At 70.5% G+C, this 26423-nt stretch carries 28 protein-coding genes and 1 tRNA gene; 11 read left to right on the top strand and 18 right to left on the bottom strand.

Annotated elements, in window-relative coordinates:
- Window positions 1-167 precede the first annotated feature (167 nt).
- Complete coding sequence (locus ACZ4QV_RS32460; RefSeq protein ID WP_361157363.1) at window positions 168-572, top strand: TIGR03618 family F420-dependent PPOX class oxidoreductase; 405 nt, start codon at window positions 168-170, stop codon at window positions 570-572.
- 177 nt (window positions 573-749) lie between these two features.
- Window positions 750-1154 (top strand): hypothetical protein, encoded by a 405-nt coding sequence (locus ACZ4QV_RS32465; RefSeq protein ID WP_361157366.1) that lies wholly within the window; start codon window positions 750-752, stop codon window positions 1152-1154.
- A gap of 71 nt (window positions 1155-1225) precedes the next feature.
- Here the strand turns inward: ACZ4QV_RS32465 and ACZ4QV_RS32470 are convergent, their stop codons facing one another.
- The 4 genes from ACZ4QV_RS32470 to dnaK are packed head-to-tail and all read right to left on the bottom strand — an operon-like array spanning window position 1226 to window position 5435.
- Window positions 1226-1678, bottom strand: coding sequence for a heat shock protein transcriptional repressor HspR (locus ACZ4QV_RS32470; protein ID WP_361581124.1), 453 nt, complete (start codon window positions 1676-1678; stop codon window positions 1226-1228).
- Window positions 1679-1683: 5 nt separating this feature from the next.
- Window positions 1684-2865, bottom strand: coding sequence for a molecular chaperone DnaJ (gene dnaJ / locus ACZ4QV_RS32475; protein ID WP_361157373.1), 1182 nt, complete (start codon window positions 2863-2865; stop codon window positions 1684-1686).
- Window positions 2866-2907: 42 nt separating this feature from the next.
- Window positions 2908-3570, bottom strand: a complete 663-nt coding sequence (gene grpE, locus ACZ4QV_RS32480) for a nucleotide exchange factor GrpE (RefSeq protein WP_361157376.1) — start codon at window positions 3568-3570, stop codon at window positions 2908-2910.
- Entirely contained in the window at window positions 3567-5435 is a 1869-nt protein-coding gene (gene dnaK, locus ACZ4QV_RS32485) for a molecular chaperone DnaK (RefSeq protein ID WP_361581120.1), read from the bottom strand. The genes grpE and dnaK overlap by 4 nt, the downstream gene beginning before the upstream one ends.
- 350 nt (window positions 5436-5785) lie before the next feature.
- Between dnaK and ACZ4QV_RS32490 the strand changes: the two genes are divergently transcribed.
- The 5 genes from ACZ4QV_RS32490 (at window position 5786) to ACZ4QV_RS32510 (ending at window position 13548) form a co-directional block, all read left to right on the top strand.
- Complete coding sequence (locus ACZ4QV_RS32490) at window positions 5786-8053, top strand: (Fe-S)-binding protein (protein ID WP_361581117.1); 2268 nt, start codon at window positions 5786-5788, stop codon at window positions 8051-8053.
- 254 nt (window positions 8054-8307) lie between these two features.
- Window positions 8308-9114, top strand: coding sequence for a trypsin-like serine peptidase (locus tag ACZ4QV_RS32495; protein WP_361581115.1), 807 nt, complete (start codon window positions 8308-8310; stop codon window positions 9112-9114).
- A gap of 212 nt (window positions 9115-9326) precedes the next feature.
- The gene (locus tag ACZ4QV_RS32500) at window positions 9327-10721 is read left to right on the top strand and encodes a VCBS repeat-containing protein (protein ID WP_361581112.1); all 1395 of its coding nucleotides are present in this window, start codon (window positions 9327-9329) and stop codon (window positions 10719-10721) included.
- Window positions 10722-10900: 179 nt separating this feature from the next.
- Entirely contained in the window at window positions 10901-11911 is a 1011-nt protein-coding gene (locus ACZ4QV_RS32505) for an AraC family transcriptional regulator (protein WP_361157389.1), read from the top strand.
- A gap of 602 nt (window positions 11912-12513) precedes the next feature.
- Window positions 12514-13548, top strand: coding sequence for a Yip1 family protein (locus ACZ4QV_RS32510; RefSeq protein WP_361581310.1), 1035 nt, complete (start codon window positions 12514-12516; stop codon window positions 13546-13548).
- A 126-nt stretch (window positions 13549-13674) separates the two neighbouring features.
- On the opposite strand, the gene ACZ4QV_RS32515 is transcribed toward ACZ4QV_RS32510, so the two are convergent.
- From ACZ4QV_RS32515 to ACZ4QV_RS32530, 4 genes are all read right to left on the bottom strand, one after another.
- A complete protein-coding gene (locus ACZ4QV_RS32515) occupies window positions 13675-15207 on the bottom strand; it encodes a ricin-type beta-trefoil lectin domain protein (RefSeq protein WP_467763775.1) in 1533 nt (510 codons plus the stop codon).
- A 184-nt stretch (window positions 15208-15391) separates the two neighbouring features.
- Window positions 15392-15889, bottom strand: a complete 498-nt coding sequence (locus tag ACZ4QV_RS32520) for a phosphoribosyltransferase (protein ID WP_030017816.1) — start codon at window positions 15887-15889, stop codon at window positions 15392-15394.
- Window positions 15890-15905: 16 nt separating this feature from the next.
- The gene (gene dcd / locus ACZ4QV_RS32525) at window positions 15906-16481 is read right to left on the bottom strand and encodes a dCTP deaminase (protein ID WP_030017817.1); all 576 of its coding nucleotides are present in this window, start codon (window positions 16479-16481) and stop codon (window positions 15906-15908) included.
- 205 nt (window positions 16482-16686) lie between these two features.
- Window positions 16687-16845 (bottom strand): hypothetical protein, encoded by a 159-nt coding sequence (locus ACZ4QV_RS32530; RefSeq protein WP_361157393.1) that lies wholly within the window; start codon window positions 16843-16845, stop codon window positions 16687-16689.
- A 220-nt stretch (window positions 16846-17065) separates the two neighbouring features.
- Here ACZ4QV_RS32530 and ACZ4QV_RS32535 point away from each other — a divergent pair.
- A tRNA-Gly gene (locus ACZ4QV_RS32535) sits at window positions 17066-17139 on the top strand.
- Between the two features lie 51 nt (window positions 17140-17190).
- On the opposite strand, the gene ACZ4QV_RS32540 is transcribed toward ACZ4QV_RS32535, so the two are convergent.
- From ACZ4QV_RS32540 to ACZ4QV_RS32585, 10 genes are all read right to left on the bottom strand, one after another.
- Window positions 17191-18354, bottom strand: a complete 1164-nt coding sequence (locus ACZ4QV_RS32540) for a tyrosine-type recombinase/integrase (RefSeq protein ID WP_361638446.1) — start codon at window positions 18352-18354, stop codon at window positions 17191-17193.
- Window positions 18354-18557 carry an excisionase family DNA-binding protein gene (locus ACZ4QV_RS32545; RefSeq protein WP_361638448.1) on the bottom strand — a complete coding sequence of 68 codons (204 nt, stop codon included), beginning with the start codon at window positions 18555-18557 and terminating at the stop codon, window positions 18354-18356. Before ACZ4QV_RS32545 ends, ACZ4QV_RS32540 begins: the two co-directional genes overlap by 1 nt.
- A gap of 2 nt (window positions 18558-18559) precedes the next feature.
- On the bottom strand, window positions 18560-19888 hold the full coding sequence (locus ACZ4QV_RS32550) for a replication initiator (protein ID WP_361638450.1): 1329 nt from the start codon (window positions 19886-19888) through the stop codon (window positions 18560-18562).
- Between the two features lie 167 nt (window positions 19889-20055).
- The gene (locus ACZ4QV_RS32555; protein WP_467763776.1) at window positions 20056-20301 is read right to left on the bottom strand and encodes a SpdD protein; all 246 of its coding nucleotides are present in this window, start codon (window positions 20299-20301) and stop codon (window positions 20056-20058) included.
- A gap of 25 nt (window positions 20302-20326) precedes the next feature.
- A complete protein-coding gene (locus tag ACZ4QV_RS32560; protein WP_030023165.1) occupies window positions 20327-20521 on the bottom strand; it encodes a hypothetical protein in 195 nt (64 codons plus the stop codon).
- Window positions 20522-20547: 26 nt separating this feature from the next.
- A complete protein-coding gene (locus tag ACZ4QV_RS32565; RefSeq protein WP_004986816.1) occupies window positions 20548-20739 on the bottom strand; it encodes a mobile element transfer protein in 192 nt (63 codons plus the stop codon).
- A gap of 12 nt (window positions 20740-20751) precedes the next feature.
- Window positions 20752-21396 carry a DUF2637 domain-containing protein gene (locus ACZ4QV_RS32570; RefSeq protein WP_361640560.1) on the bottom strand — a complete coding sequence of 215 codons (645 nt, stop codon included), beginning with the start codon at window positions 21394-21396 and terminating at the stop codon, window positions 20752-20754.
- A gap of 84 nt (window positions 21397-21480) precedes the next feature.
- Window positions 21481-22857, bottom strand: a complete 1377-nt coding sequence (locus ACZ4QV_RS32575; RefSeq protein WP_467763777.1) for an FtsK/SpoIIIE domain-containing protein — start codon at window positions 22855-22857, stop codon at window positions 21481-21483.
- The gene (locus tag ACZ4QV_RS32580) at window positions 22857-23213 is read right to left on the bottom strand and encodes an SCO3933 family regulatory protein (RefSeq protein ID WP_467763778.1); all 357 of its coding nucleotides are present in this window, start codon (window positions 23211-23213) and stop codon (window positions 22857-22859) included. The genes ACZ4QV_RS32575 and ACZ4QV_RS32580 overlap by 1 nt, the downstream gene beginning before the upstream one ends.
- Window positions 23214-23369: 156 nt before the next feature.
- The gene (locus tag ACZ4QV_RS32585; RefSeq protein ID WP_467763779.1) at window positions 23370-24155 is read right to left on the bottom strand and encodes a GntR family transcriptional regulator; all 786 of its coding nucleotides are present in this window, start codon (window positions 24153-24155) and stop codon (window positions 23370-23372) included.
- Between the two features lie 110 nt (window positions 24156-24265).
- Here ACZ4QV_RS32585 and ACZ4QV_RS32590 point away from each other — a divergent pair, with 110 nt between their 5' ends.
- From ACZ4QV_RS32590 to ACZ4QV_RS32600, 3 genes are read left to right on the top strand one after another with little or no spacing between them, the layout of a single operon-like run.
- The gene (locus ACZ4QV_RS32590) at window positions 24266-24673 is read left to right on the top strand and encodes an NUDIX hydrolase (RefSeq protein WP_467763787.1); all 408 of its coding nucleotides are present in this window, start codon (window positions 24266-24268) and stop codon (window positions 24671-24673) included.
- A gap of 46 nt (window positions 24674-24719) precedes the next feature.
- Entirely contained in the window at window positions 24720-25160 is a 441-nt protein-coding gene (locus tag ACZ4QV_RS32595; protein ID WP_467763780.1) for an ATP-binding protein, read from the top strand.
- Window positions 25154-25543 carry a hypothetical protein gene (locus tag ACZ4QV_RS32600; protein WP_467763781.1) on the top strand — a complete coding sequence of 130 codons (390 nt, stop codon included), beginning with the start codon at window positions 25154-25156 and terminating at the stop codon, window positions 25541-25543. Before ACZ4QV_RS32595 ends, ACZ4QV_RS32600 begins: the two co-directional genes overlap by 7 nt.
- Window positions 25544-26423: the final 880 nt, after the last annotated feature.

A 26423-nucleotide genomic window follows, 5' to 3' on the forward strand; every position in this document is an offset into this window, starting at 1 on the left:
CGGACCATGCCCGCCGCCGTGGCGGAACCTGCCGAAGTCAGACGCTCTTCCCCGGGGCCGTACGGCGGCACCATGGCGTCTTCACGCCTCCTCCACGTTCCCTGCGCTGTCCCTTTGCAGGCCCTCCGCACGGCGCCCCCACAGGAACCCCAATTACTCTTCCGGTCATGGCCCACGACCTGGACGACCTCAGCCCCGAGTACCTCGCCTTCTGGAGCGAGCACCTCATGTGCACGCTGACCACCCTGCGCCCCGACGGCACGCCGCACGTCGTCCCGGTCGGTGTCACCTTCGACGCGAACCAGCGCATCGCCCGCGTGATCACCCGCAAGGACAGCAGCAAGGTCGGCCATGTCCTCGCCGGCGGCCCGGACGGCGCCCGGGTCGCGGTGTGCCAGCTGAACGGCAGGCGATGGGCCACCCTGGAGGGTGTCGCGCGGATCCGTACGGACGCGGACGTGGTGGCGGACGCGGTACGGCGCTACGCAGAGCGGTACGGACGCACCCCGACCCCCAAGCCGGACCGGGTAATGATCGAGATCACCGTCAACAAGGCGCTGGGCCGGGCGTAGCGCACCGGCGTCCGGCCGCCCGGAACGCCGGGCCGGGCGCACCGGGGAACGCCGGGCGGCGGCCGGAAGGTCCGCCATGCGTGCGGACCTGCCCCGCCGCCCGGCACCGCCCCCGCACCGCAGCCGGCCCACGGCGGTATCGTCACCCCCACACTCGCCACGTCCCCAGGGGGCGCGATGAACTCGGTCCGAGTGACGGCGATCGCCTGCCTGATGCCGCTGTCGGGGCTGGACGACGACCCCTTCCTGGTGGACGACCACGGCCGGCACGCCCTGTGCGCGCAGTGGGCCCGGGCCCGCGACTACGAGCTGACCTGCCGGCTGAGCGTGCACCAGCTCCGCGCCGGCCACACCACGCTGTGGCAGGACGTGACGGCCGGCCTGGTCGATGTGTTCATCGCCCCCGACCGCCGCACGCCGGAGAACGCGATCGCCTCGGCCGACGAGTTCTCCGCGCGGTGCACCGCCGCCGGCGTACGGCTGGAGACCGCCGACTGCGACGAACCGGTCCACACCACCGCGATGAGGTCCCACGTGCACCGCCGTCCGTCCATGCCGGCGGCCGGGCACCACGGCTGCTGAAACGGCCGCCGAAACGACGGCGGGGCCGGGATGCGCTGTGCACCCCGGCCCCGCCCGCAGACACCGACGGCCTACTCGGACCGCTTCTTCGGACGCCACACGACCAGCGCGCCGCCCTGCTGCACGTCCTGATACGGCACCAGGTCCCGACGGTACGAGGCGTGCACCGCCGCCTCCCGCTGCTGGATGGCGGCGGCCGCGCTCTCGACCGCGTGCTGGAGCTCGGCGACCCGCTGACGCAGGGCCGTGACCTGGTTCTCCAGCTCGATGATGCGCTTGATGCCGGCGAGGTTGATGCCCTCGTCCTGCGACAACCGCTGCACTTCCCGGAGCAGTTCGATGTCCCGGGAGGAGTAGCGCCGGCCGCGCCCCGCCGTACGGTCGGGCGAGACCAGCCCCAGGCGGTCGTACTGACGCAGGGTCTGCGGATGCAGACCCGAGAGCTGAGCCGCGACGGAAATGACGTACACCGGCGACTCTTCGGTCAGTTCGTACGGGTTCCGACGCCCGCCCCGGCCATCCATCCGACTCAAGCTCCCTTCGCGGCCTGGAACAGCTCCGCCCGCGGGTCCTCACCCGCGGTCGCCTCGCGGTAGGACTCCAACGACTCCCGTGCGGTGTCGCCGAGGTCCGTGGGGACGCTCACCTCGACGGTGACCAGCAGGTCGCCGCGGGTGCCGTCCTTGCGCGACGCTCCCTTGCCGCGCACGCGCATCGTACGTCCGTTGGGAGTCCCGGCCGGGAGCTTGAGCGTCACCGGCGGGCCGCCGAGTGTCGGCACCCGCACCTCGCCGCCCAGCGCCGCCTCCGGGAAGGTGACCGGGACGGTGACGGTCAGGTTGTCGCCCTTGCGGCCGAAGACCGGGTGGGCCTCGACGTGCACGACGACGTACAGATCGCCGTTCGGACCGCCGCGCTCGCCCGGGGCGCCCTTGCCGCGCAGCCGGATGCGCTGCCCGTCGGAGACGCCCGCCGGAATCCGCACCTGCATCGTGCGCGAACTGGTCGCCCGGCCGCTGCCCTTGCAGACGTCACAGGGGTTCTCCGCGATCAGTCCGCGTCCCTTGCAGTCCACACACGGGTCGGTCAGCGAGAAGCCGCCACCGCCGCCGCGGCTGACCTGCCCGGTACCGACGCAGGTCGGGCACACGCGCGGCGTGCCGTTCTTGTCGCCGGTGCCGGAACACGACTTGCAGCCCGCCTGGCTGGACATCCGCAGCGGGACCGTGGCCCCGTCCGCCGCCTCGGTGAAGCTGAGCGTCACCTCGGACTCGACGTCCTGCCCGCGGCGCGGCTGTGTACGCGTACCGCCACCACGGTTGAACAGGCCGCCGAAGACGTCGCCGAGCCCGCCGCCGAAGCCGCCGCCCGCCGTGCCGCCCTGGGCACCGCCGCCGCCTCCGAAGAGGTCGCCGAGGTCGAAGTTGAACGATCCACCACCGGCGCCGCCGGGGCCGGCGCGGAAGCCGCCGTTGCCGAACAGCGCCCGCGCCTCGTCGTACTCCTTGCGGCGCTTGGGGTCACCGAGGATGTCGTTGGCCTCGGAGATCTCCTTGAAGCGCTCCTCGGCCTTGGCGTCCCCCTTGTTGGCGTCCGGGTGGAACTCCCGGGCCAGCTTGCGGTACGCCTTCTTGATCTCCGCCTCGGTGGCGTCCTTCGGGACGCCGAGGACCTTGTAGTAGTCCTTCTCCACGAAGTCCTTGGTGTTCATCCCCGACGTCCCTCCTCCCGAACTGCTTCTTCCGTCGCCGCGTCAGCCCTCTTCCGGGCCACCGCTCTCCTCGTCAGAAGCCTTCACGTCGTCCTCCGAGGCGGCCTTGCCGGGCTGCGCGCCCGGCTGCGGCTCGGCGACCGCGACCCGCGCGGGGCGGATCGTTCGTTCACCGATGCGATACCCCGGCTGGAGGATGGCGACGCACGTGGTCTCCGTGACATCCGGAGCGTACGAGTGCATCAGGGCCTCGTGGATCGTCGGGTCGAAGGGCTCGCCCTCCTTGCCGAACTGCTGGAGGCCCAGCTTCGCGACCACCGTCTCCAGCGACTCGGCCACCGACTTGAAGCCGCCGACCAGCTCGCCGTGCTCCCGGGCCCGGCCGATGTCGTCGAGCACGGGCAGCAGCTCGGTGAGGAGGTTCGCCGCGGCGATCTCCTTCACCGACACCCGGTCCCGCTCCACCCGGCGACGGTAGTTCTGGTACTCCGCCTGGAGCCGCTGGAGGTCCGCGGTGCGCTCGTTGAGCGCGGTACGCACCTGGTCCAGCTGCGCCGTGACGGCTACGTCCTGGTTCGTTTCCCCGGCCGGGGCCGAGCCCGCCGTGTCGGCGGACTCGGCCTGCGCCGCGTCATCAGGGGTCTGTGCGGCTTCGGCGGGGACGTCGGGCTTCTTGTCCTCGAAGCCCGGAGTCTCCTCCGTCACGCGGCACCGTCCTTCTTGGGCTTCTCGTCGTCGACGATCTCGGCGTCGACCACGTCGTCCTCGGCCTTGGCCTGCTGGCCGCCCGCGGCACCGGCGGCGCCCTCGGCACCGCCCGCGGCCGCACCGGCGGCCTGCGCGTCGGCGTACATGGCCTGGCCCAGCTTCTGGCTGACCGCGGCGACCTTCTCGGTCGCGGTGCGGATCTCGGCCGTGTCCTCGCCCTTGAGCTTCTCCTTCAGCTCAGCGACGGCGGTCTCGACCTCGGTCTTCACCTCGGCGGGGACCTTCTCCTCGTTGTCCTTGAGGAACTTCTCCGTCTGGTAGACGAGCTGCTCGCCCTGGTTACGGGACTCGGCGGCCTCGCGGCGGCGGTGGTCCTCGTCCGCGTACTGCTCGGCCTCCTGGCGCATCCGGTCGACCTCGTCCTTCGGCAGCGAGGAGCCACCGGTGACGGTCATCTTCTGCTCCTTGCCGGTGCCGAGGTCCTTCGCCGCGACGTGCATGATGCCGTTCGCGTCGATGTCGAAGGCGACCTCGATCTGCGGCACGCCGCGCGGGGCCGGGGGCAGACCGGTCAGCTCGAACATGCCGAGCTTCTTGTTGTACGCCGCGATCTCGCGCTCGCCCTGGTAGACCTGGATCTGCACGGAGGGCTGGTTGTCCTCGGCGGTGGTGAAGATCTCCGAGCGCTTGGTCGGGATCGTCGTGTTCCGCTCGATGAGCTTGGTCATGATGCCGCCCTTGGTCTCGATACCGAGGGACAGCGGGGTGACGTCCAGCAGGAGGACGTCCTTGACCTCACCCTTGAGGACACCGGCCTGCAGCGACGCGCCGATGGCGACGACCTCGTCCGGGTTGACGCCCTTGTTGGCGTCCTTGCCGCCGGTCAGCTCCTTGACGAGCTCGGCGACGGCCGGCATCCGGGTCGAGCCGCCGACCAGGACCACGTGGTCGATCTCGGACAGCTCGATGCCGGCGTCCTTGATGACGTTGTGGAACGGGGTCTTGCAGCGCTCCAGGAGGTCCGAGGTGAGCTGCTGGAACTGCGCCCGGGTGAGCTTCTCGTCCAGGTGCAGCGGGCCCTCGGCGGAGGCGGTGATGTAAGGGAGGTTGATCGTCGTCTCGGTGGACGAGGACAGCTCGATCTTCGCCTTCTCCGCGGCCTCGCGCAGACGCTGGAGCGCCATCTTGTCCTTGGAGAGGTCGACGCCGTGGCCGTTGTTGAACTGCTTGACCAGGTAGTCGACGACACGCTGGTCCCAGTCGTCACCACCGAGGTGGTTGTCGCCGTTGGTCGCCTTGACCTCGACGACACCGTCGCCGATCTCCAGCAGCGAGACGTCGAAGGTACCGCCACCGAGGTCGAAGACCAGGATGGTCTGGTCGTCCTTCTCCAGGCCGTAGGCCAGGGCCGCGGCGGTGGGCTCGTTGACGATGCGCAGGACGTTCAGGCCCGCGATCTCGCCGGCCTCCTTGGTGGCCTGGCGCTCGGAGTCGTTGAAGTAGGCCGGAACGGTGATGACCGCGTCCGCGACCTTCTCGCCGAGGTAGGCCTCCGCGTCCCGCTTGAGCTTCTGCAGGATGAAGGCGCTCATCTGCTGCGGGTTGAAGTCCTTGCCGTCCAGGTTGACCTTCCAGTCAGTGCCCATGTGGCGCTTGACCGAACGGATCGTCCTGTCGACGTTGGTGACCGCCTGGCGCTTCGCGACCTCGCCGACCAGCACCTCGCCGTTCTTGGCGAAGGCGACGACGGACGGCGTGGTCCTGGCGCCCTCGGCGTTGGTGATGACGGTGGGCTCACCGCCTTCGAGAACACTGACGACGGAGTTCGTCGTGCCCAGGTCGATGCCGACCGCACGTGCCATTTCGATTCCTCCAGTGACTTGAGTGGAACAGACTCAAGCGTGCAGCACCGTCGCCAGCCTGTCAATTGACCTGAGTCGGGCCCGCTCAACTTTTATGTCGGGCTTATCGTCACTCCCTCTTCGGAGGACGCCGCCCGGGGCGGGAAGGGTTGCCTGCGCGACACAGATCACCGGCCGGGCGGCTTCATGGCGCTCGGGATACTGGGTAACCTCAGCGCAGACCCGAAAAGTTACTGCTTAGTAATCGCTGTAGTCCTCGTAACCGCGGACTCCGCGTACCCCTCGTACGTACGCGCAGCCCCTCAAGTATTCCCCGTAACCCCCGCACTCGCAGGCCCGAGGAGCCACCCATGCAACTCGCCGCGATCATCGTGTCGCTGGTCCTAATCGCGGTCGGCGTCGCACTGTTCGGCCGTGCCATCCTGCAGATCGTCCGCCAGCTGCGGCTCGGCCAGCCCGTACCCGCCGGCACCCGGACCGATGCCCCGACGCAACGCACGGTCACGGTGGTCAAGGAGTTCCTCGGCCACACCCGGATGAACCGCTGGGGCGTCGTGGGCGCGGCGCACTGGTTCGTGGCGGTGGGCTTCTTCTCGCTGCTGCTGACGATCGTCAACGCCATCGGCCAGCTCTTCAAGGCCGACTGGCTGCTGCCCGTCGTCGGCGAGTGGGCGCCGTACAACGTCTTCGTCGAGTTCATCGGCACGATGACGGTGCTCGGCATCCTGGCCCTGATCGTCATCCGGCAGCTCAGCAAGCCGGGCAAGCCGGGCCGCAAGTCCCGCTTCGCGGGCTCCAACTTCGGCCAGGCGTACTTCGTCGAGGCCGTCATCCTCATCGTCGGCGTCTGCATCTTCATGCTGCACGCGCTGGAGGGCGCCCAGCACCACGTGGACGGTTACGAGGCGTCGTTCTTCATCTCGTACCCGGTGGTCTCCTGGCTGGAGGGCATGGACGTCGCGACGCTCCAGAACCTCACCTACTTCTTCGCCGGCCTGAAGATCGCCACGTCCTTCATCTGGATGATCACGGTCGCGCTGAAGACCGACATGGGTGTGGCCTGGCACCGCTTCCTCGCCTTCCCGAACATCTGGTTCAAGCGCGAGGCCGACGGCGACGTCGCGCTCGGCGCGCTCCAGCCCATGACCAGCGCGGGCAAGCCGATCGACTTCGAAGACCCCGGCGAGGACGACCAGTTCGGCGTCTCCCAGGTCGAGCACTTCTCCTGGAAGGGCCTGCTCGACTTCTCCACCTGCACCGAGTGCGGCCGCTGCCAGTCGCAGTGCCCCGCCTGGAACACCGGCAAGCCGCTGTCGCCGAAGCTGATGATCATGGCGCTGCGGGACCATGCGCACGCCAAGGCCCCGTACCTGCTCGCCGGCGGCGGCAAGGACGAGGAGGGCGCCGAGAAGGCGACCGCCGCCCAGCTCAAGGACGTGCCGGCGACGGCGCTGGCCGAGGCCGAGCGCCCCCTGATCGGCACCCTCGAAGAGGGCGGCGTCATCGACCCCGACGTCCTGTGGTCCTGCACCACCTGCGGCGCCTGCGTCGAGCAGTGCCCCGTCGACATCGAGCACATCGACCACATCGTCGACATGCGCCGCTACCAGGTCATGATCGAGTCGAGCTTCCCCAGCGAGGCCGGCACGATGCTGAAGAATCTGGAGAAGAAGGGCAACCCCTGGGGCCTCGCCAAGAAGCAGCGCCTGGCCTGGACCAAGGAGGTCGACTTCGAGGTCCCGGTCGTCGGCAAGGACGTCGAGGACCTCACCGAGGTCGAGTACCTGTACTGGGTCGGCTGCGCGGGCGCCCTGGAGGACCGCGCCAAGAAGACCACCAAGGCGTTCGCCGAGCTGCTGCACATCGCGGGCGTGAAGTTCGCGATCATGGGCGGCGACGAGAAGTGCACCGGTGACTCGCCGCGCCGGCTGGGCAACGAGTTCCTGTTCCAGCAGCTTGGCGCGGAGAACGTCGCCTCGCTCAACGCGGCCTTCGGCGAGGACGACGAGGACCCGGCGACGAAGAAGCCCAAGTCCGCGAAGAAGATCGTCGCGACCTGCCCGCACTGCTTCAACACGATCGCGAACGAGTACCCCCAGCTCGGGGGCGAATTCGAGGTCATCCACCACACCCAGTTGCTCCAGCACCTGATCGACGAGGGCAAGCTGGTCCCCGTCACCCCGGTCGAGGGCCTGATCACCTACCACGACCCCTGCTACCTGGGCCGCCACAACAAGGTCTACACACCGCCGCGCGAGATCATCGCGAAGGTGCCGGGCCTGCGGAACGAGGAGATGCACCGCCACAAGGAGCGCGGCTTCTGCTGTGGCGCGGGTGGCGCGCGGATGTGGATGGAGGAGCGGATCGGCAAGCGCATCAACAACGAGCGCGTCGACGAGGCCCTGTCCCTCAACCCGGACATCGTCTCCACCGCCTGCCCGTTCTGTCTGGTCATGCTGACCGACTCCGTGAACGGCAAGAAGAACGACGGCGTGGCGAAGGAGTCCGTCCAGGTCGTCGACGTGGCCCAGCTCCTGCTGGACTCCGTCAGGACTCCGGTGGATCCGGCGGGTGAGGACGCGTCGGCGGATGCGGCTGAGCCGGAGACGGTGAAGTAGCGACCGGTTTTCTGCTCGGCCCACGGCCGGTTCCGCTTCGGCGGGGCCGGTCGTGGTGGTTTGTGCTGACGCACGGCTCGCGTTGCGTTCGTTGTGAGTGCGGGAGCGCGCAGGAGGCCAACTCTCCCCCAGCCTTCGGCCGGGGGTACCCCCACCAGCGCGCCAGGCCTGTGCCACTGCACAGCCCGGTCACTCGGCCATACGTACCGAAGTCGTCGCGACGTGCGGCGCCGTCACGACGTACCGTCCCGTACATGAGATCCGCTTCCGCCGCCCTGGCCACGGCCGCCGCGCTCACCGCACTCGTCACGCTGACCGGGTGCGGCGGCGCGTCGCGGGCGGCGGATCCCGGGCAGCCGTCCGCCCGGCCCTTCGAGGGCCTGCCCTTCACCGGTGTCCTGATCGCCGACGGCGAGCACTACTGCACCGCGAGCGTCATCGACAGCCCGAAGGGCAACATGCTCGCCACCGCGGCGCACTGCGTGCACTTCCAGGGCGAGGACGCGTCCGAGGGGTACGAGCCCGGCCCGATCACCGGCGACATACAGTTCGCGCCACGCTTCTCCGGGGCCGGGGAGGGCACGTTCCCGTACGGCAAGTGGAAGGTCAGCAGCGTCCATGTGCCCACGGCGTGGACCGAGGACGACGACCGCGGTGACTACGCCTTCCTGACCGTCGAGCCGGACGCCCAGGGCCGCTCCGTGCAGGAGGTCGTCGGCGCCGCCACCCCCGACTGGTCCTCGGGCCCCCGCCGCCACGTCACCGTCGTCGGCTACCCCAACGAGTCCTACAACCCCGGCAACCGCCCCATCACCTGCACCACGGACACCCGGCGCGACGACGACGAGCCGTACATGCTCCAGATGCGGTGCGGCGGCTTCTACGACGGCACCAGCGGCGGCCCCTGGCTCGCCGACCACCACGACGCCCGCCGCCCCGGACGCCTGATCGGCGTCCTGAGCGGCGGCGACACCGACGCCGAGTCGACGGCCGTGCTCTTCGGCAAGGAGGCGCGGGAGCTGTACGAGCGGGTGGCGCGGGGCACGGCGAAGTCGGCCTGATCGGTACTGTCGCATTCCGTCCCCGCCATTGCGCCGTCCATGACCGCCCTGCACCATCACCAGCGACCGACGGTGCCAGACGGTTCTACTGGGCCTCTTGAGGCCGGACGGGACACGGTGGACGCATGCCCGGACGAGGACGAGGACGAGGACGAGGACGAAGACGCGGGCGACGTACGCCCGCGAACGGCCGAAGACCGGTCCGGAGTGCCTTGGTCCTCGCCGCGGCCCTCCTCACCGGCTGCGACCCCCTCGCGCCCGACGGCCCCGACCGCCCCGCGACCCACGCCGAGCACCCCGTCGGCCCCGCCCAGCGCCCCGTCCCCCACGGCGCCGGCAGCAAGGTCCCGTACGACTTCAACGGGGACGGCCACCCCGACCTGGTCGTGAACGACCTGCTCAACCGCGGCGGCCGGGCCGCACACGACGACGACCCCGGTATCGGCATCGTCTACGGGTCGGCCCGCGGCCTGGTGCCCGGCACCCGGCAACTGCTCACGCCCTCCCGCAACGCCACCCCCACCAAGGGCGTCGTCCCCGCCGCCTTCGAGGCGAGTGCCGCGTGCGACCTCGACCGGGACGGCTTCACGGATCTCGTCGTCACCACCGACCCGCCGTACGACGGCGTCGGCCGGCCGCCCGTACCCGTCCAGATCCTGTTCGGCTCGCCACGGGGACCGGCAGCCGCCCGCGCCGTACCGCTGCGCATCCCCGAGCGGGCCCGGGAGGGCGACGAGTGGCCCGACCAGCCGGTGTGCGGCGACTTCGACGGCGACGGCGCGACGGACCTCGCGGTGACCGCGTCCGGGCCGCGGATCAGTTACCTGCGGGGCCCGTTCACCCGCGAGGGCGCTCCGCGGGCCGCCGCCGCACCCCTCGGCGTACCCGGCACGGCGCTCGCGGCGCTCCCCGGGCCGCTCGACGCCGACCGCGACGGCGCCGACGACCTTCTCGTCCGGACCGCCGACCCGGGCACCGCCGCCCCCGGCCGGCTGGCCCTCGGCGGTCCCCGGGGCCCGGTCCGCGCGGGCACCGCTTTCCCCGCCGGTCACGCACTCGCCTTCGGCCGCTTCCGACGCGGCCCCGGCACGGACGCGGTGGTCGCCACCGGTTCCCGCCTGCTCCCCCGTTACGGCCTGACCGGTGACGCACCGCCTCTCCCGGTACGCGGCCGGGCCCTGCACGCCGCCGACGTCACGGCGGACGGTTACACCGATCTGGTCGTCAGCGACGCGGATCCCAGCGGCACGGAGCTGACGTCGGGCGACGCCGCTCCCACCGGATCGGCACCTCCCGCGCCGGCCTTCCTTCCGGGCTCCGCCACCGGCCTGTCGCCCCGGAAGGCCCGTCCGCTCCGCCGGCCGGCGCTTCCGGGCACCGGCCCCCTGCGCACCACCGTCCTGGCCCTCACCGACTACGACGGTGACGGCCACGCCGACCTCGTCCTCCTCACGCGCCGCATCCCGGCCCAGGACATCCCCGCCCACCACACCGCCACCGCCCAGGACCGCGTCACCGTCCACCCCGGCACTCCCACCGGCCCCGGCGCCACGCCCGAAGTCACCTTCTCCACCACCGCCTTCACCGTCTTCTTCACCGACGGCTGACCCGGCCGCTCCCCGGGGCGCGGCACGCCGTCCGCGGAACGCCCCGTGACCGGGAGACCCCGTATCCGGATATTCCGCCCCGGCACCTGGGGGTGCACCTATTCTTTCCCCGTGCGCAGGTGAGGCAGCCGGGGCCGGACGGACGGTTCTGTCTGCCCGGGGGAAGGGTCGTACTGAACATGTCTGCGGAGCCGGGGGCCGCCGTCCCGCCGGTGCCTTCGGTCCTGTCCCTGCGGACGGCGGACCTGGACGAGGCGCGGTGGGCGATCGGCGAGACCTTCTACGCCAGCCGCATCGACCGGCTGTCCCGGGACGACGATCTCGGCGCGCGCTTCGACGTCGTGCGGCTCGGGGCGGTCACCGTCGGCGAGGTGGGGTTCGCCGCCGAGCTGCGCCTGCGGTTCGGGGAGTTGGGCGCGTACCACGTGGACGTGCCGCTGAGCGGCTCCATCCAGTGGCGGCAGGGGACGCAAGAGCCGCAGACCACCACACCGGAGCGGGCCGGGGTGTTCCAGCCGGACGGCGTCACCACCATCGACCGGTGGAGCGGCGGCTGCCGGCTGCTGGCGGTGAAGATCCGTACGGCGGACCTCGAACAGCATCTGGAGCACCTGCTGGGCAGGCCCGTCCGCACCCCGGTGCGCTTCGCCCCCGGCCTCGACGTGTCACGGGGCCCGGGGCGCGGCTGGGTCCGGCTGGTCCGGACCGCCGTACGGGACATCCAGGACGCGGGCGGGCTGATGCGCCAGCCGCTGGTCGCGGCGCCGCTGCAAGAGGCCCTGCTGAGCGGCCTGTTGCTGGCCGCCGACCACCCGCACCGTGAGGAGCTGGCCCAGCCGTCGGCCTCGGCGGCGCCGTCCTACCGGCCGGCGCCCGTGAAGCGCGCGGTGGACGCCATCCAGGGGCGGCCCGAGCATCCCTTCGACACCGCCGAGCTGGCCGCCGTCGCGCGGGTCAGCGTGCGGTGGCTCCAGGAGGGGTTCCGCCGGCACGTCGGCATGTCGCCGATGGCCTACTTGCGTGACGTACGGCTGAGCCGCGTACGGGACGAGCTGCGGCGGGCGGGGCCGGGGGAGCTGAGTGTGGGCGAGGTGGCGTACCGGTGGGGGTTCGTGCATCTCGGGCGGTTCGCGCGCAGTTACCGGGAGCGGTTCGGGGAGACGCCCTCGCAGACGCTGCACGCGCCGTGAGCGGGCGGTGCACCGGGGGCGACGGCATTACGACCGCACCCGGCCGGGCGCGGATCAAGTGGGAACCGAGCGCGACCGGTGCGCACCCCCGCGGCGAACACGCAGCGTGATCCGGATACCGGCTGCGCAGAATGGATCATGCACGTGCCCCCGTGCCGCTACGGTCTGGGGTGCCAGGGCCGAGTCGGCGACACCGATGCGTTCGCCCGTCAGCGCATGCCGACGGCGACATCCACCGGTGGCCGACCCCTGGGTACCGGCCGGTATCCCCCCGTAACCGCAGCCGGACCCCCACCCATGAGGCGTCGGATCACGACGGTCCGACGCCTCATGGGCCGGTGGCACCACCGCTCCGGCCCGGCCACCGCGCAGTCCCCCGGACCGTCCCCGAGCTGCCCTCCGCGCCGTCCATCTGCGCCCCGCCCGCCTCCCTGGCCTCCCCGGCATCCCTGCACCTCCCCCACGCCACCCGTGTCCCCTCGGGGATCCGCCCCCGCTCCCCTAAGGGATGTCACAGGTCGGCAGCAAAGCCGCCCCGGGCGCCCGGGCCCGGCCACGCGGCCTCCGAGACCAGGTACGTTCGACGCGTGGCTGGATTCAGGATGGGTCGCGGACGGGACGCCCGCTCCGCGCAACAGGGGCAGCAGCAGGGGCAGCAGACTCCGTACGGGCAGCAGGGACAGCCGTACGGGCAGCAGCCCCCGTCTCCGCACGGGCAGTGGCAGCAGCAACCGCACCGGCCGCCGCAGCCCCCGCAGCCGTACGGCGGCCCGCATGCCGCGGGCCCGCACGGCGGGGACCGGCACGGCGAGCCCGAGTACTTCGGTGACGGCGGCTACCAGCCGCAGCAGCAGTCCTACGCCCCCTACGCCAACGACAACAGCCCGGGCCACACCCAGCAGTTCAGCGTCGGCGAGGCCCCGGACGCCTACGGCCCGCCCGGCGGACCGTCGAACGGCGGGTACGACGACGGCGGGTACGCGCCCGGCCCCGGAGGCCCAGGTGGTCCCGGCGGCCCCGGCGGCCCGTACGGCGACGACGGGTACGCCGACGGCGGCACCTACCGCGCCGGCCAGACCTCGGCCCCGCCGGCCGGCCCCCGCCTGCCCTGGAAGCAGTTGCTGACCGGTCTGGTCACCCGCCCGAACCCGACGTTCTGGCAGATGCGCGACCACCCGGTGTGGGGCCCGGCCCTGATCGTCACGTTCGTCTACGGCCTGCTCGCGGTCTTCGGCTTCGACAAGGCCCGCGAGGACGTGCTGAACGCCACGCTCTCCAACAGCATCCCGTGGGTGCTGATCACCGCGGTGATGTTCGTCATCGGCGGACTGATCCTGGGCGCGGTCACCCACACCCTCGCCCGCCAGCTCGGTGGCGACGGTGCCTGGCAGCCGACCGTGGGCCTGTCCATGCTGATCATGTCGATCACGGACGCGCCGCGGCTGCTCTTCGCGATGTTCCTGGGCGGCGACAGCACCCTGGTGCAGGTCGTGGGCTGGGCCACCTGGCTGGCCGCGGGCGCGCTCTTCACCTCGATGGTGAGCAAGTCGCACGACCTGCCGTGGCCCAAGGCGCTGGGCGCCTCCGCGATCCAGTTGGTCGCGCTGCTGGCCCTGGTCAAGCTCGGAACGCTCTGACCGTACGTCCCTTCCGACCGTAGACCCTGCCGTACACGCCAGGCCCCGCTCCTCTCCCGGAGCGGGGCCTTTCGCGTGCGGCGGGGGCGTACGCGGACCCGTACGCCCCCGCGCTCGACCGCCCGGCTACACGAACCGCTGTGCCGCCGACCCGTCGCACTTCTGCAGCCGTACCGCGTCCTTGGCCGAGCCCAGCGTCAGGCACAGCCCCGGCGCGGCCGCCGGCCGGACCGATCCGCTCGCGGCGTCCCTGGTGAACTGCTGGTTGGCCGCGCCCGAGCAGTTCCACAGCACCAGGCCGGCCCCGGCCTCGTACTTCGCGCCCGGTACGTCCAGGCAGCGGTCCTGTGTCAGCCCCACGTGCACGGAGCGGCGCTGGGTGTCGTGCCACCAGTCCTGGTTCCGCTGGCCGTTGCAGTCCCAGCCCAGCACCGCCGTACCGTTACTGCTGCTCGCGCCCTTGGCGTCCACACAGTTGCCGGTGCCGGCGTTCTTCAGCGGCTTGTACACGTCGTCCCAGGCCAGCGGGTACAGCCGCGGCTGCCCGGTGCTCGCGGGGTCGGCGCAGGACGCCTCGCGCCGGTCCGACGCGTACAACTGCGTGAGGCAGGAGGCGAAGGCGCCGTGGCCGCGCGCGTTCGGGTGGAAGGACTGCCGTACGGAGTTGGCGTCCGGCGGGAAGGGGTTCGCCAGGTCCACGTACAGGCCGCGGGCCCAGGTGTCCTCCATGCACACCTCGTGCCCGTGGAAGAGCCGCGAGTTGTCCAGGTAGGTGGCGCCGGTGTCCGCCGCGACCTTCCGCATCCCCTTCTCGAAGGCCGGTACGGCCGTGTCGCGGCCCCACGCCGAGTCGGAGGTGTAGCCCGTGCACCCGCCCGGCAGTTTGCCCGGGAACTTCGGGTTGTCCTCGATGTCCGGGCCGATGGGGCTCGGGTAGCCCATCACGACCAGCTTGTAGTCGCCGTCCGCGTACCCCGCGTCGCGCATCACGGTCCGCAGGTCGCGCACGCTCTTCTCGACCTTGGGCACCAGCGCGTCGACCCGGCCCTGCCACCCCGGCCGGTACTTCGGCTCGCACGGTCCCTGCAAAGTGAACCAGCGGGTGACGCAGTCCGTCATCACCGGCCCGAACTGGAGGTCGTCGTTGGCCCCGGCGACCAGCAGCACCACCTTCAGCCGGGTGTTCCTGGCCTTGATCGCCAGGCTGTCGCTCTGCACCAGCTCGTCGGCGTACTGCTTCGTACCGCCGATGACGATGTTTCCGGTGTACGCCCCGGAGCAGGCGACGTTGTACGTCACGTCCGCCGCTATCCCGGTCCGGTGGATGGCCGCGTCCGGCGAACGGTGACACCAGTTGTCCGGCCCGTTCGTGCCCTGCTCGTACGTCCCCACCCCCTCCCCCGATATCTCGCTGTCCCCCAGCGAGATCAGGGACGACTTCCGCTGCGCGGCCGGCCGCTCGGCGGCGTCCCCGTACAGCTTGACGGCCTCGGCCGCCCGGATCTTCTCCAGTTCGGGCGGCAGCGGCTTGGCCGCCGCGGGGCCGGCCGGGGCGGCCACCGCCGTACCGGCGCCCACCCCCGCGACTCCGCCCGCTCCGCCGAACCCCACCGCCAACGCCGCTGCGACGGCCGTCAGCCGCCCCGCTCTCACACGCACCCTTGGGCCTCCCCGGCTTCCGGTCTGCTGTCTCCGCCGGTTTCTACTCGTAGGTAGGCAACGGTGGAACACCCGGAACGGGATTGGCCCGAAATCACAGCCCGCGCTCCAAACAACAAGAAGCGCACCGGGCCGTCACCGCCCGATGCGCTTCCCAGCGCCCATGTGTCTCTCCGACAGCCCCTCAGGCGTCGAGAACCTGCCCCTCGCGCCGCACCACCGGCGGCTCGACGCTCCACGGGAAGTTGATCCACTCGTCCGTGCGCTTCCACACGTACTCGCACTTCACCAGCGAGTGCGACTTCTCGTAGATCACCGCGCTGCGGACCTCGGCCACCGTCCCCAGGCAGAAGTCGTGCACCAGCTTCAGCGTCTTGCCGGTGTCGGCCACGTCGTCCGCGATCAGCACCTTCTTGTCCGAGAAGTCGATCGCGTTCGGTACGGGCGCCAGCATGACCGGCATCTCCAGGGTCGTACCGACGCCCGTGTAGAACTCCACGTTCACCAGGTGGATGTTCTTGCAGTCCAGCGCGTACGCCAGGCCCCCGGCCACGAAGACGCCGCCGCGCGCGATCGACAGCACGATGTCGGGCTCGTACCCGTCGTCGGCGATCGTCTGCGCCAGCTCACGGATCGCGCCGCCGAAGCGCTCGTACGTCAGGTTCTCCCGCACACCACTCACTGGTTCTCTCGCACTCTCAGACCTGTGTCCGATGAAAATTCTGGAACGACCGCGAGGGCGTCGGCCCCCGCTGGCCCTGGTACCGCGAGCCGTACTTGGCGGAGCCGTACGGGTGCTCGGCGGCCGACGTCAGCCGGAACATGCACAGCTGCCCGATCTTCATACCGGGCCACAGCTTTATCGGCAGCGTCGCGACATTGCTCAGCTCCAGCGTGACATGTCCGCTGAAACCCGGGTCGATGAAGCCGGCCGTCGAGTGCGTCAGCAGCCCCAGCCGCCCCAGCGAGCTCTTCCCCTCCAGCCGCGAAGCAAGATCGTCGGGCAGCGTGATGACCTCGTACGTCGACGCGAGCACGAACTCGCCGGGGTGCAGGATGAACGCCTCGTCCCCCTCCGGCACCACCTCGCGCGTCAGGTCCTGCTGCTCCACGGCGGGGTCGATGTGCGGGTACCGGTGGTTCTCGAACACCCGGAAGTACCGGTCGAGGCGCACATCGATACTCGACGGCTGCACCATCGACTCGTCATAGGGATCGATGCGGACCCGGCCCGCGTCGATCTCGGTCCGGATGTCCTTGTCTGAGAGAAGCACGCATCGAGGATACGCGCCCGCCCCCACCCCTCCGCACAACGAACGCCCACCTCCCCCTACGACAAGGACCCGGCCCCCACCGCAGGGAACCGGGCCCTCGCCCACACATCTCACAGCCGCTCCACCGGCTGCCGTCCCTTTCGCCTCCGCCCCACCGGGGGACCGCCGCCCGACGGCGCACGGTCAGCGCCCGGCGGCCTCGGCCTCAGCGCTTCTCGAACCCCACCGGCACCGAGTGCCGCAGCCGCGCGCAGCGCGGACACCGCAGCAGCCGGGCGGGGCCGAGCCGGTCCGTGGTCTGCATGGGAAACGAAGCGGTGCTGAACACGTGCCCCTCGGCACAACGTACGACGGTGCGCTCCATCAAGTCCTCTCCCAAGTGCGTGGACAACAAAAGCCACATTAGGGGATGAACTGGACGCCACCACACGCGGCACTCCGCGCCCCCACCGTACGCCCCAACTCCCGCACCCCACACCGCAACCCACCTCCCACACACGACCGGACCCCACGGCCAACTGCACCGGGGGTCCGCGATGGGGTAGAGTGTGCGACGCTGCACCGCCCTCACAGGCGGCGCCCAAGCGGGTGTAGTTTAATGGTAGAACATGAGCTTCCCAAGCTCAGAGCGCGGGTTCGATTCCCGTCACCCGCTCCAGAGTTAAGGCCCAGGTCACAGACCTGGGCCTTATTTGTTGTCTAGACCGGCTCAAGCCTCCCGTGCCCGTTGCGTGCCCGATCGCTCTTGATCACGAGCCGCCTTGGCCCTCACCCGCTCAGCACGGACATGCGCGTCGATGCCGCCGGCCACCTCCTTCTGCCGCTCCAGGCCCGAGTGCTGGTAGATCAGCGCGGCCCGCTCCGAGGACTGGCCGGCACGGACCATCGTGTCCTTGAGGGTCGCGCCGGATCGCGTCGAGAGCGTGTGCCCGGTGTGCCGAAGATCGTAGAACCGGAAGTCATCGGGCAACCCGACCTTCGCACGAGCCTTGCGCCACTTTCGCCCGAAGGTGGACCGGCGGAACGGCTTGCCGCGCTCCCCCACGAACAGCAGTCCGTTCGGCTCCTTCTCCGCATACCAGTCGAGATGCCGTTCCAGATCGACCGCCATGAACTTCGGCAGGACGAGAAAGCGCTTCCCTGCCGCCGACTTGGTGTCGCCGGGCGCCCGCCGACCTGTGGTCAGCTCAGGTTCGGCTGTGCGAATCCACACACCGACGTTCTCCAGGTCCACATCGAGGCGGCGCATAGCGGCCTGTTCCTCCGGCCGGGCAGGACCGTACGCGGCGATGTAGACCATCAGCCGCCAGCGGGGCCCCATGGCGTCGGCCAAAGCGTCCACCTGCTCAACGGTGGCGGTGGGCCGCTCCTTCGCCGACTCCTTACCGGCCCCCTTGATCCGGCACGGGTTACGCCGGATCAGCTCATCTTCTACGGCCGTCTCCATGATGGCCTTCAACAACCGGTACGCCTTGGCCACGGTCGTGGCGGCCCCGGTCGCGTTCAGCCGCTCAGTCCGCCAGGTCCTCACTCGGGGCGGAGTGATCTGGTCGAGGTCCAGTCCCTCGAAGGTCGGCAGAACGTGCAGCCGCAGCAAGCGGCGGTACAGCTCGTCCGTGGTCGCCGCCAGCCCGCGTTCCTCCACCCACTGCAAGGCGTAGACCTTGAAGTTCACCGCCCCCGCGTCGGGGTCCTGCCAGCCACCCGCACGGATCTCACTCTGCCGATCCGCGAGCCAGTCATCCGCCTCCCGCTTCGTACGGAAGGTGTGCGGTGCCGGTCGGTCGATCCCGTCGGGGCCCAGGTACCGAGCCTGGTACCGGCCGGACGGGAGCTTGCGGACCCGGCCGAACGAACGCTTCTTCCCTGCCATCAGGCGGCACCCCGCAGACGACGAACGGCGGGCGCGACCGTGTGCGACGCCACGAAGGCATTCACGGCCCGCTCAGGGATGCGGACGTGTCGACCGATCTTCACGTACTCGATGCGCCGTTCCTCGATCAGCCGCCGAGGGAAACGCACCGTCGTGCCGAGCCGGTCAGCGACCTGTTCCACGGTCAGCAGGCGATCAGCCATGGTCACCGCTCCCCTTCAGTGTCGAGTGCGGTGCATAGTTCACGGGCGGTGTCACGGTCGTGCTGGCTGTCACGGGCGAGGGATTCGGCGAGCCAGGTTTCGGCGTTGGTGAGGCCGGTTCCGGCGTAGACCCAGTGGGCGAGGACGAGGGTGGTGTCCAGGGCTGTCTCGGACTCTGTGGCGGCTTGGGCGCGGCGCCATTCGGCGCGGGCGTCGCGGAGGGCGCCGAGGGTGGTGGAGTAGCGGCGGGACTTGGTGGAGAAGTGGCCGCGGAAGCCGAGCATGTGAGCCCAGGCCCGGAGCCGGAGGTCATCCAGTTCCTTGCGGGCGCCGAGGGTCCAGGCCGTTCGGATCAGGCGGCGGGCGTGGTCGCTGATGTCGAGCTGGGCGAGTTCGGCGAGGAACTTCAGCGGGCGGTCGAGGGCTCCGGTCGCGGTTTCGGCGCCCTTGGTGGCGTACTTGGCGATGTACGCGGCCACGGCCCGTTCGGTCAGCTCCTGGCCGCCGTCGAAGTCGGCCGAACGGATGGTGCGTACGTCGAGCTGGCGGCCGAAGGCGAAGACGTGTTCCCGGCCGTCGATGACTGGACCGTCCACGCGGGCGGCGGTGGCGGCGGCCTGGATGGCGTCGGCGAGTAATTCGGCGGTGGCCCAGGCGGGCGGGGGAGCGTCACTACCGGTCGGGCCGTCGAGGCGGATGACCGCGTGGAAGTGAACGGCACCGCGCTTCTGGTACTCGGCGACCTTGGCGAAGGACACTCGGGCGTACTGCCGGAACGCGCGCTGAGTGAGGCCGGCGCGCTTGGCGACCTCCCGGCGCAGGTAGATGGAGAAGCGCCGCCAGAGGGCACCGGCGTGCGCGTTCCAGAGCACGGCCGCTTCGTAGTCGTAGGTGTCGGGGTCGAGGGCGGTGCCGAGGGCGGCGCCCTCCTGGTCGTGGAAGGCGCCGCAGCGACAGCGGCGGACCGAACCAGTCGGCCCCGTGGGGCGGTTGTGGACCGGACCGAAGCCGGGCGCGGTGAAGGTGGCGAAGACGCGCGGGTGAGCGGCGACGCGTTCCGGGACGCCCTTGCCGCCGCGCAGGCCGGAGGTGATCAGTTGGAAGGTGTCGCGGCGGTAGACCTCGGAGCAGGCCGCGCAGCGGGTCGTACGGCGGTTGTTGCAGCGGACCAGGAGGTGACCGGCCGGGAGGCTGGAGGAATCGAGGTGGTGGAGGACGTTGCCGATCTCGCCGGTACGGGTGTTGAGAGCGTGTTCGGTGCGGTGGCCGTCGAGGCGGATCGGATGGGTGCAGCCGCCGAGGCCGGAGAGCTGGCGCAGGAGTGCGGGCATGGTGCCGAGAGCGGCCAGTTCTCCGAGTTCGGTCAGCGGGGGCGGGGTGGCGGGGGTGATGATGGCCTTTCTCCTTCTGGCTTCGGCTGGAAGGGGGAGGGCCCCCGGGGCGGCGGATGCTTGGCGGTATCGAGGCCGGCCCGGGGGTTCGGTGTGCTGCTGGTCTGTCAGCGGCGGTGCTGGTCGCGGAGGAGCGAGCGCAGGACGACGGCGGCGACCGCCACGGACACGGCCGAGACGGCGACGGCGGCCAGGAGCGCGGTGAGCACGACCCCGCCGATGAGAACAGCCGCGACGGCGCCGGTGCTGACGGAGATCTGAGGGACGGGCCGCCGGGCGGGGGCCGGGGCGGCCGTGCTGAGGGTGATGTGCGTGGGCGGCGTCGGGCTGTCGGGGTACTTGGGCAGGAACACGGCGGAGATCTCCTTATCTACTCGTCTAGTCATGGGAGCCGTTGATGATGTTTACGCCGGAGCGCGTGCCGTTCTCGATGGCCGGCGCCATGAAGGTGTGCGAGAGCCAGAAGCCGAAGAGTGCGATCACCACGACGATCCAGATGCGGACGCCGAGGTACTTGACCGCACCCCAGGCGAAGAGGCCGAGGACGACGACGAGCGGGAGGCTGACGGTCACGGGGCGGAATCCTTTCGGCGCATGAATCAGCGGACGGGGCAGCGGTGGGTGCGGGCGGCCAGTTCGGCGGCGGCGCGGCTGTCGTAGTCGGCGGAGAAGCCGCAGCGCGGAGCCGTGCAGGCGGCGGTGTGCTTCTCCCGGCCACGACCGTCGTAGGACGTGCCGACCTGCACCGGGCCGATGCGGGTGACCGAGCGGAAGCGGCGGTTGGCGCTCATGTGGATCTCCTCTCAGAGCTGGGCGGCGATGGCGTCAGCGATCGGCAGGGATACGCCGAGGCGGGCGCGCAGGGTCGGGGTGTCGATGGCGGTGCCGGTACGGGTGTGGTGCTCGGTGGCGACCTTGCGGGCGTGTTCGACCAGGGCGGCCGGGACGGAGACCGCAGGGGGCGCGGGAGTCGGTTCGGGGATCGGTGGCGGCGGGAGGGCCGGTGCCGGGTCGGGCGCGTCCTCCTGATCTTCGACGACCGAGGGCTCCTCCTGGCCCTCGGCGTCGGGTGCCTCTGCCGGAGCCGCTGCGGAGTGAGCGAGGAGCGTGCCGCCGAGGAAGGCGACCGCAGGCCAGCCCGCGACGAGGATGCGCAGCCAGGCCGGTACGTGGTTCAGATCGAGCAGTCCGGCGGTGGCGACGTTGGCGCCCAGGGATGCGCCCAGTGCGATCACGAACCAGCACCACCCGGCAGCCTTCTCATCGCTGGTTCGCAGCCGCCGCCAGGCGGCCACCAGCAGCAGGTCGACGGAGACGGGGTACGCCCATGCCTTCCACCCGTCCTGACCGGCCGCCGAGGCGATGTCGTGCAGGTGGGCGAAAGACAGTGCGGCGGCGATGACCGCCTGGACGAGCACCGCATCAACGCGGGCCAGCAGGGCGCGCATACTGCGGCTCCTTCCGGATTCAGGCATGGCGGGGGTAGGGACACGGCGCGAGGTGGTCACGCCAACCGGGTGGGAAGGTGGAGTTCAGCCGGTTGTCGGTTGCGGCCGTACGGCCGGGGCCGGGGACTTGACCGGCCGTACCGGCACAGCAGGCCGGAAGGGCTGGAGCGCGGGCAGGTCGGGGACCAGGTGGGCCGATGCGTGGCAGGTCTCGGCCGCCTCAGCGAGCGACAGATACGGCGTACGGACGCGGGACCAGCCGCCGGATGCGTCACCGATCACGGCGAGCCCGGGCTGTTCAGGGGCGATGGCACAGGCGGCGGAGACCGCTTCGGGCGCGATGTCGCCCAACGCCATCTTCGCAGAGGCTTCATCGTTCACGCGATGGCAGACACGGCCGGTCAACTGGGCCCGCAACATGGTCGCCCCCTTGCCCAGTTCGGCACCGAAGCGCTGCCCGCAGATCTCCAGGTAGACGCCGGCCGCCCGGCCGAGCTGGGCAAGCCGGATGAGCTGGGTGACCATCTCGTCCCGACGCTGTTCGTCCTTCTTCGTGGCGACGAGGAAGAGTTCCGCCACCTCGTCCACGAACAGCACGACAGGCACGGGTCGTTCATGCTCAGGCAGGCCCCAGATGTCCGAGGTGATTTCCTCATCCGGTGTGTCCGGGGCGATGCCCTGCCGGGCCTTGATCAGGTCGTACCGGTCCTCCATCTCCTCAATCAACACGGGTAGCAGCTCTGCCGCCTGCTCAGGATCGGTGGCCAGCGCCGAAAGCCGGGCTGCGAAGGGCGCCAGCTCCACGCCCCGCTTGCAGTCGATGCCGACCAGGGCGACGGGCTGCTGGGCCAGCCCGGTGATGAGGTGGCGCAGGTACATGGACTTGCCCGACAGTGTCGCGCCGAGGGTGAGCCCGTGCGGAACGGTGCGGTAGTCCCGTACGAAGGCCGTGGCGTCCTCCCGCAGCGCCACCGGGACCTTCAGCAGCCCCGCCGGGAGCTTGCGCGGCATACGGACCTTCCGCAGCACGTCGAAGCCGACCAGCCGCAGGTCGATCACGCCGGGCTTGACGGGTGTCACGTACACGGCGTGCACGCCCCACGCATGACGCAGGCGTTCGGCCGAGGCCGCCACGTCGGCGGGTTCCTGCCCAGGGGCGAGCCGGAGCCGGAGCCGTAACCCGGTGGTGGTCGGCCGGATGATGCCGCGACGCGGCGGTACGGGCCGGACCTCACGGCGGGTGGTGGCCTTGACCGCCAGGACCCGCAGCCGGGAGGGAGTCACGGTCAGGCCGCACGCTTCCATGACCGAGCTGTACGAGCCGAGCAGCCGGGCTGTTGAGACCGGCAGGCCGACCGTGGACCAGTAGACGCCCGGGTGCCGTGCCCGGGCGTAGGCGGCCCCGCCACCGAGTGCGACGACGGGACCACCCACCTCCAGAAGCGTTGCCAGGTCGCTCATCAGGCCGCGTCTCCCATGGCGGCCGGGAAGGCGGCCGGAGTGACGGCGGCGGCGCGGTAGGCGATGCCGTGCCGCTGCTGGCCGTTGAACACCGACTCCCACGGCCGGGCAACCAGGCCGGGCAGGGAGACCGGCGCACCGAGCGCCAGCCCCTCGGAGACACCGCCCTCCGGAACGGTGACCTTGATCAGGGACGACTCCCCATCCTCGATGTAGACGACGCCGATCGTCATCAGCGCTTCGCCGTTGTTGGCGTCCTTGGCGATCTCGCCCGTCTTGCGGTCGCGTACTTTGGGCTCGGGCGCCTCGGTCAGCAGGATCGTCGCGGCCGAGGTCTCCACACGGATGGTGCGCAAGGCTTCTTCCCATCTACTCGTCTAGACAAGTTGCAGTCTTCGCGCCCGGCTCTTCCGGGAACGCGGACCACCATGCCACACAACTCGCCCACTCGTCTATACGAGTATGCGTGTCGGGGTGTACGAGTCCGAAGAAGTGACCTCGCGCACCGCCGGTCAGGTAGCCGGGAGTTGATAGGAGAGGACGTACGCGTCCGCCGCCATCACCGTGTCGCAGACCTCCACGGCCCGCTGTTCCGTGTCGTACGCCGTGCGGATCAGGTGGATCACCGGGACGCCGGACGCCAGTTGCAGCGTCTTGACCTCGGCAGGGGAGGGCATCCGGGCACGGATCTCTTCCTCGAAGTGGTCGAGGTGATGGCCCAGCTCCTCCAGTCGGGCGTAGATGCCGCCGGGGCCGGGATTGGGCTCGGCGATCTGAGTACCGCGGGCGATGTCGAGCGGAAGGTACGAGGTGGCGAACTCGACCGGCCGGCCGTCGAGGAGGTAGCGGCGCCGGCGGGCGAGCACTCGCCGTACGGAACCGAGCCGGGCGGAGATGTCCTGACTGGCCTTCTCCTCCTTGACCTCCAAGCCGTCCACCTTGGGGTGACTGCCGACGGCGTCAGCCTCCACGATGAACGCGGATTTCCCCTGCTCGCGGTGGCGCCGGGCGAAGCGGTCGGAGGCGAGGCGCCGGACGGGTGGGCGCGGCCGGACGAAGACGCCCTTGCCGTGCTCGGCGTGGACCAGGCCCTCGCCCTGGAGGACCGAGAAGGAGTTGCGCACCGTCATACGGGAAACCCCGTAGTGCTCCACCAGCTCAGCTTCCGAGGGCAGCTTTTCCCCCTCTTTGAAGCGCCCGCGATCAATGGCCTCGCGCAGTTGATCGGCGATCTGTCGAAAGACCGCACGATCACTCGTGGGGTCGAGAGCGCCAAGAACGCTCGGAAGAGACGTCACGTGGACTACTCCTTTAGGTATCTAGACGAGTGGGCGAGTGCTATTGCTACGGTGGAGAGCCTAGCCATCCGAAGGGGTCGAGGAACGTGAGCACCGACCGTCCGCACTCCGTGAGCGTCGCCGGAGTCATCGTTGACGACCAGGGCCGGACTCTCCTGATCAAGCGACGCGACAACGGTCACTGGGAGCCGCCGGGCGGAGTCCTCGAACGCGAGGAAACCATCCCCGAAGCCCTCCAGCGCGAAGTCCTCGAAGAGACCGGCATCAAGATCGAGCTTCCGGCGACCTTGACCGGTGTCTACAAGAACATGACGGGCTTGATCGTTTCTCTGGTCTTCCGCTGTCGGGCCGCCGACGGCACCCCCACCACCGGGGATGAAACCCGCGCGCTGCGGTGGGCCACCCGCGAAGAAGTCACCGAACTCGCCGACGAGGCTTACGCGATCCGCGTCTTGGACGCGCTCGACGCCATGACCCCGCCGGCCGTCCGCGCCCACGACGGCGTGAAACTCGTCTAGCCCGAACCCGCTGCACATGGCGGCCTACCAGCACGAAGGAACTTGTATGCACGAGTATACGAGTAGAGTCCAGGTCTGGGGGCTCAGTTGCCCAGGTTCCCCGGAAGAGGTGAGCCGGGCCCGCCGGTGGACCCGCGACATACTGCGCGATTCCCCGCTGGCCGAGGACGCCGAACTGATCGTGAGCGAGCTGAGCTCGAACGCGATCCTGCACACCGCCAGCGGGCGGGATTCCGGCAGCTTCCATCTGTCTCTCGCGGTCACTCCACAGGTCATCGCCCTGTCGGTCACGGACGGCGGAGGCGCAGGCGCAATCCCGAAGGTTGAGGACCAGGTCCAGGAGCAAGACCCGGACGCCGAGCACGGTCGCGGGCTCGGCATGGTCAACGCGATCGCTCACCGCGTGGTGGTTCACAGCAGTCAGGGCGCTCACACCATCACCGCCGAACTCTTCACGAGCAACCGACCAGGAGCCCACCCATGCTGAAGACCGACAAGCCCCGCCGCGGCTACTGGTGCGAGTGCTGGACGCAAGACCTCGCGAACCCGACCGAGAGGCCGGCCCTCCACGCATCCTTCGACGCCTACTCGGCCCACCAGGCCGACAGGTGGGTAGCAGTCGCCCTCCGCACCATCACACCGGCCCTCTCCCCGGACGCCTCACACGAAGCCTGGACCTGGCTCTGCGAGGGACGAATGAAGGCCAGGGCAGCCCTGCTCCACCGGCAGCCCTACACGGTGACCGTCACCCAGGCCACCACTCGCATCACCTGGACGATCCGCCCCGTGATCTACCTGCCCCTCGCCCACCGACAGGGCACCGTACTCCCCGCCTGCACAGAGGACTTCAAGCCCCTCCCGCCAGCCTGAGTTACAACTTTCTCTACTGGTTCAAGCCCCGCCCTGCGGGCGGGGAGGGGGTGGGTGGGAGAGGAGAGCACTCCGGGAGCTCCCACAAGAGGATTGCTATTCCCGGCCGGGCCACCCTGACGCCGACTGCGTACGGACGCAAAGCCCCGATGGAAGTCCGTGAGCAGCTGGCGAGAGCGCGCAGACAGGTTCGCTCCCGTCGGCCAAGCACCCAGCAGCCCGTCCGTCGCCGGGGCGGGCACTGCGGGGGACGGTGTTGGCCTTGTGGGTGCTCTTGCCTTCGGCATCCGGCGCGCGGGCAACGGCTTTGGCAGCCGCCGCTACGAAGCACACCCCACCGGCCCGCACGGCGGGCCGGCGCGGAGCTCGGGGGCTCGGGCGCCGCTCCTGCCTCCGGCCCGCTCCGCCCGGCCCCCGGCCCCGCGCCACCTGACGATGCCACGGGGTGCTTCGCACACGCTTTGCCCCGCCCAAAAGCAGCGCCGGAACGAGCAAACACCCCACCAGCCAACACCACCACCCGCGATACCCGCCCCGCATGACCAGGCCGCAGGCGCCCACCACCAGGACGAGCCGAGCAGCGGCACCAGAGCCCATGGTCCAGGAGGGCAGGCCCGGCGGGGAGCCCCGGGGGAGGCGGGAAGGGTGCAGATGAGAAGTGGTGAAGGTGGAGGCGGAAGCGGTGAGCGGTTTACGTGACGGGCGCGCTGCCGACCGCCCCATAGGCCGTAGTCCTGTAGAGGCAGGCAGGCTACGGGAGAGGCGGGATTGGGGACGCTGGGCACTCCGGGCACAACGGCCGGCCGGAGCTGGGCGCCGTACCGTCGCCGTCACAGATGCCGCAGCGTGAACGGACCGGGCTCCGATCCTTGGTTAAGGG

This window comes from Streptomyces sp. NPDC026394, from assembly GCF_055567735.1.

Coding starts and splice junctions, on each gene's coding strand:
- ACZ4QV_RS32460 (WP_361157363.1), top strand. CDS start 168: ATGGCCCACGACCTGGACGACCTCAGCCCCGAGTACCTCGCCTTCTGG.
- ACZ4QV_RS32465 (WP_361157366.1), top strand. CDS start 750: ATGAACTCGGTCCGAGTGACGGCGATCGCCTGCCTGATGCCGCTGTCG.
- ACZ4QV_RS32470 (WP_361581124.1), bottom strand. CDS start 1,678: ATGGATGGCCGGGGCGGGCGTCGGAACCCGTACGAACTGACCGAAGAG.
- dnaJ (WP_361157373.1), bottom strand. CDS start 2,865: ATGAACACCAAGGACTTCGTGGAGAAGGACTACTACAAGGTCCTCGGC.
- dnaK (WP_361581120.1), bottom strand. CDS start 5,435: ATGGCACGTGCGGTCGGCATCGACCTGGGCACGACGAACTCCGTCGTC.
- ACZ4QV_RS32490 (WP_361581117.1), top strand. CDS start 5,786: ATGCAACTCGCCGCGATCATCGTGTCGCTGGTCCTAATCGCGGTCGGC.
- ACZ4QV_RS32495 (WP_361581115.1), top strand. CDS start 8,308: ATGAGATCCGCTTCCGCCGCCCTGGCCACGGCCGCCGCGCTCACCGCA.
- ACZ4QV_RS32505 (WP_361157389.1), top strand. CDS start 10,901: ATGTCTGCGGAGCCGGGGGCCGCCGTCCCGCCGGTGCCTTCGGTCCTG.
- ACZ4QV_RS32510 (WP_361581310.1), top strand. CDS start 12,514: ATGGGTCGCGGACGGGACGCCCGCTCCGCGCAACAGGGGCAGCAGCAG.
- ACZ4QV_RS32530 (WP_361157393.1), bottom strand. CDS start 16,845: ATGGAGCGCACCGTCGTACGTTGTGCCGAGGGGCACGTGTTCAGCACC.
- ACZ4QV_RS32540 (WP_361638446.1), bottom strand. CDS start 18,354: ATGGCAGGGAAGAAGCGTTCGTTCGGCCGGGTCCGCAAGCTCCCGTCC.
- ACZ4QV_RS32545 (WP_361638448.1), bottom strand. CDS start 18,557: ATGGCTGATCGCCTGCTGACCGTGGAACAGGTCGCTGACCGGCTCGGC.
- ACZ4QV_RS32550 (WP_361638450.1), bottom strand. CDS start 19,888: ATGCCCGCACTCCTGCGCCAGCTCTCCGGCCTCGGCGGCTGCACCCAT.
- ACZ4QV_RS32565 (WP_004986816.1), bottom strand. CDS start 20,739: ATGAGCGCCAACCGCCGCTTCCGCTCGGTCACCCGCATCGGCCCGGTG.
- ACZ4QV_RS32570 (WP_361640560.1), bottom strand. CDS start 21,396: ATGCGCGCCCTGCTGGCCCGCGTTGATGCGGTGCTCGTCCAGGCGGTC.
- ACZ4QV_RS32575 (WP_467763777.1), bottom strand. CDS start 22,857: ATGAGCGACCTGGCAACGCTTCTGGAGGTGGGTGGTCCCGTCGTCGCA.
- ACZ4QV_RS32595 (WP_467763780.1), top strand. CDS start 24,720: ATGCACGAGTATACGAGTAGAGTCCAGGTCTGGGGGCTCAGTTGCCCA.
- ACZ4QV_RS32600 (WP_467763781.1), top strand. CDS start 25,154: ATGCTGAAGACCGACAAGCCCCGCCGCGGCTACTGGTGCGAGTGCTGG.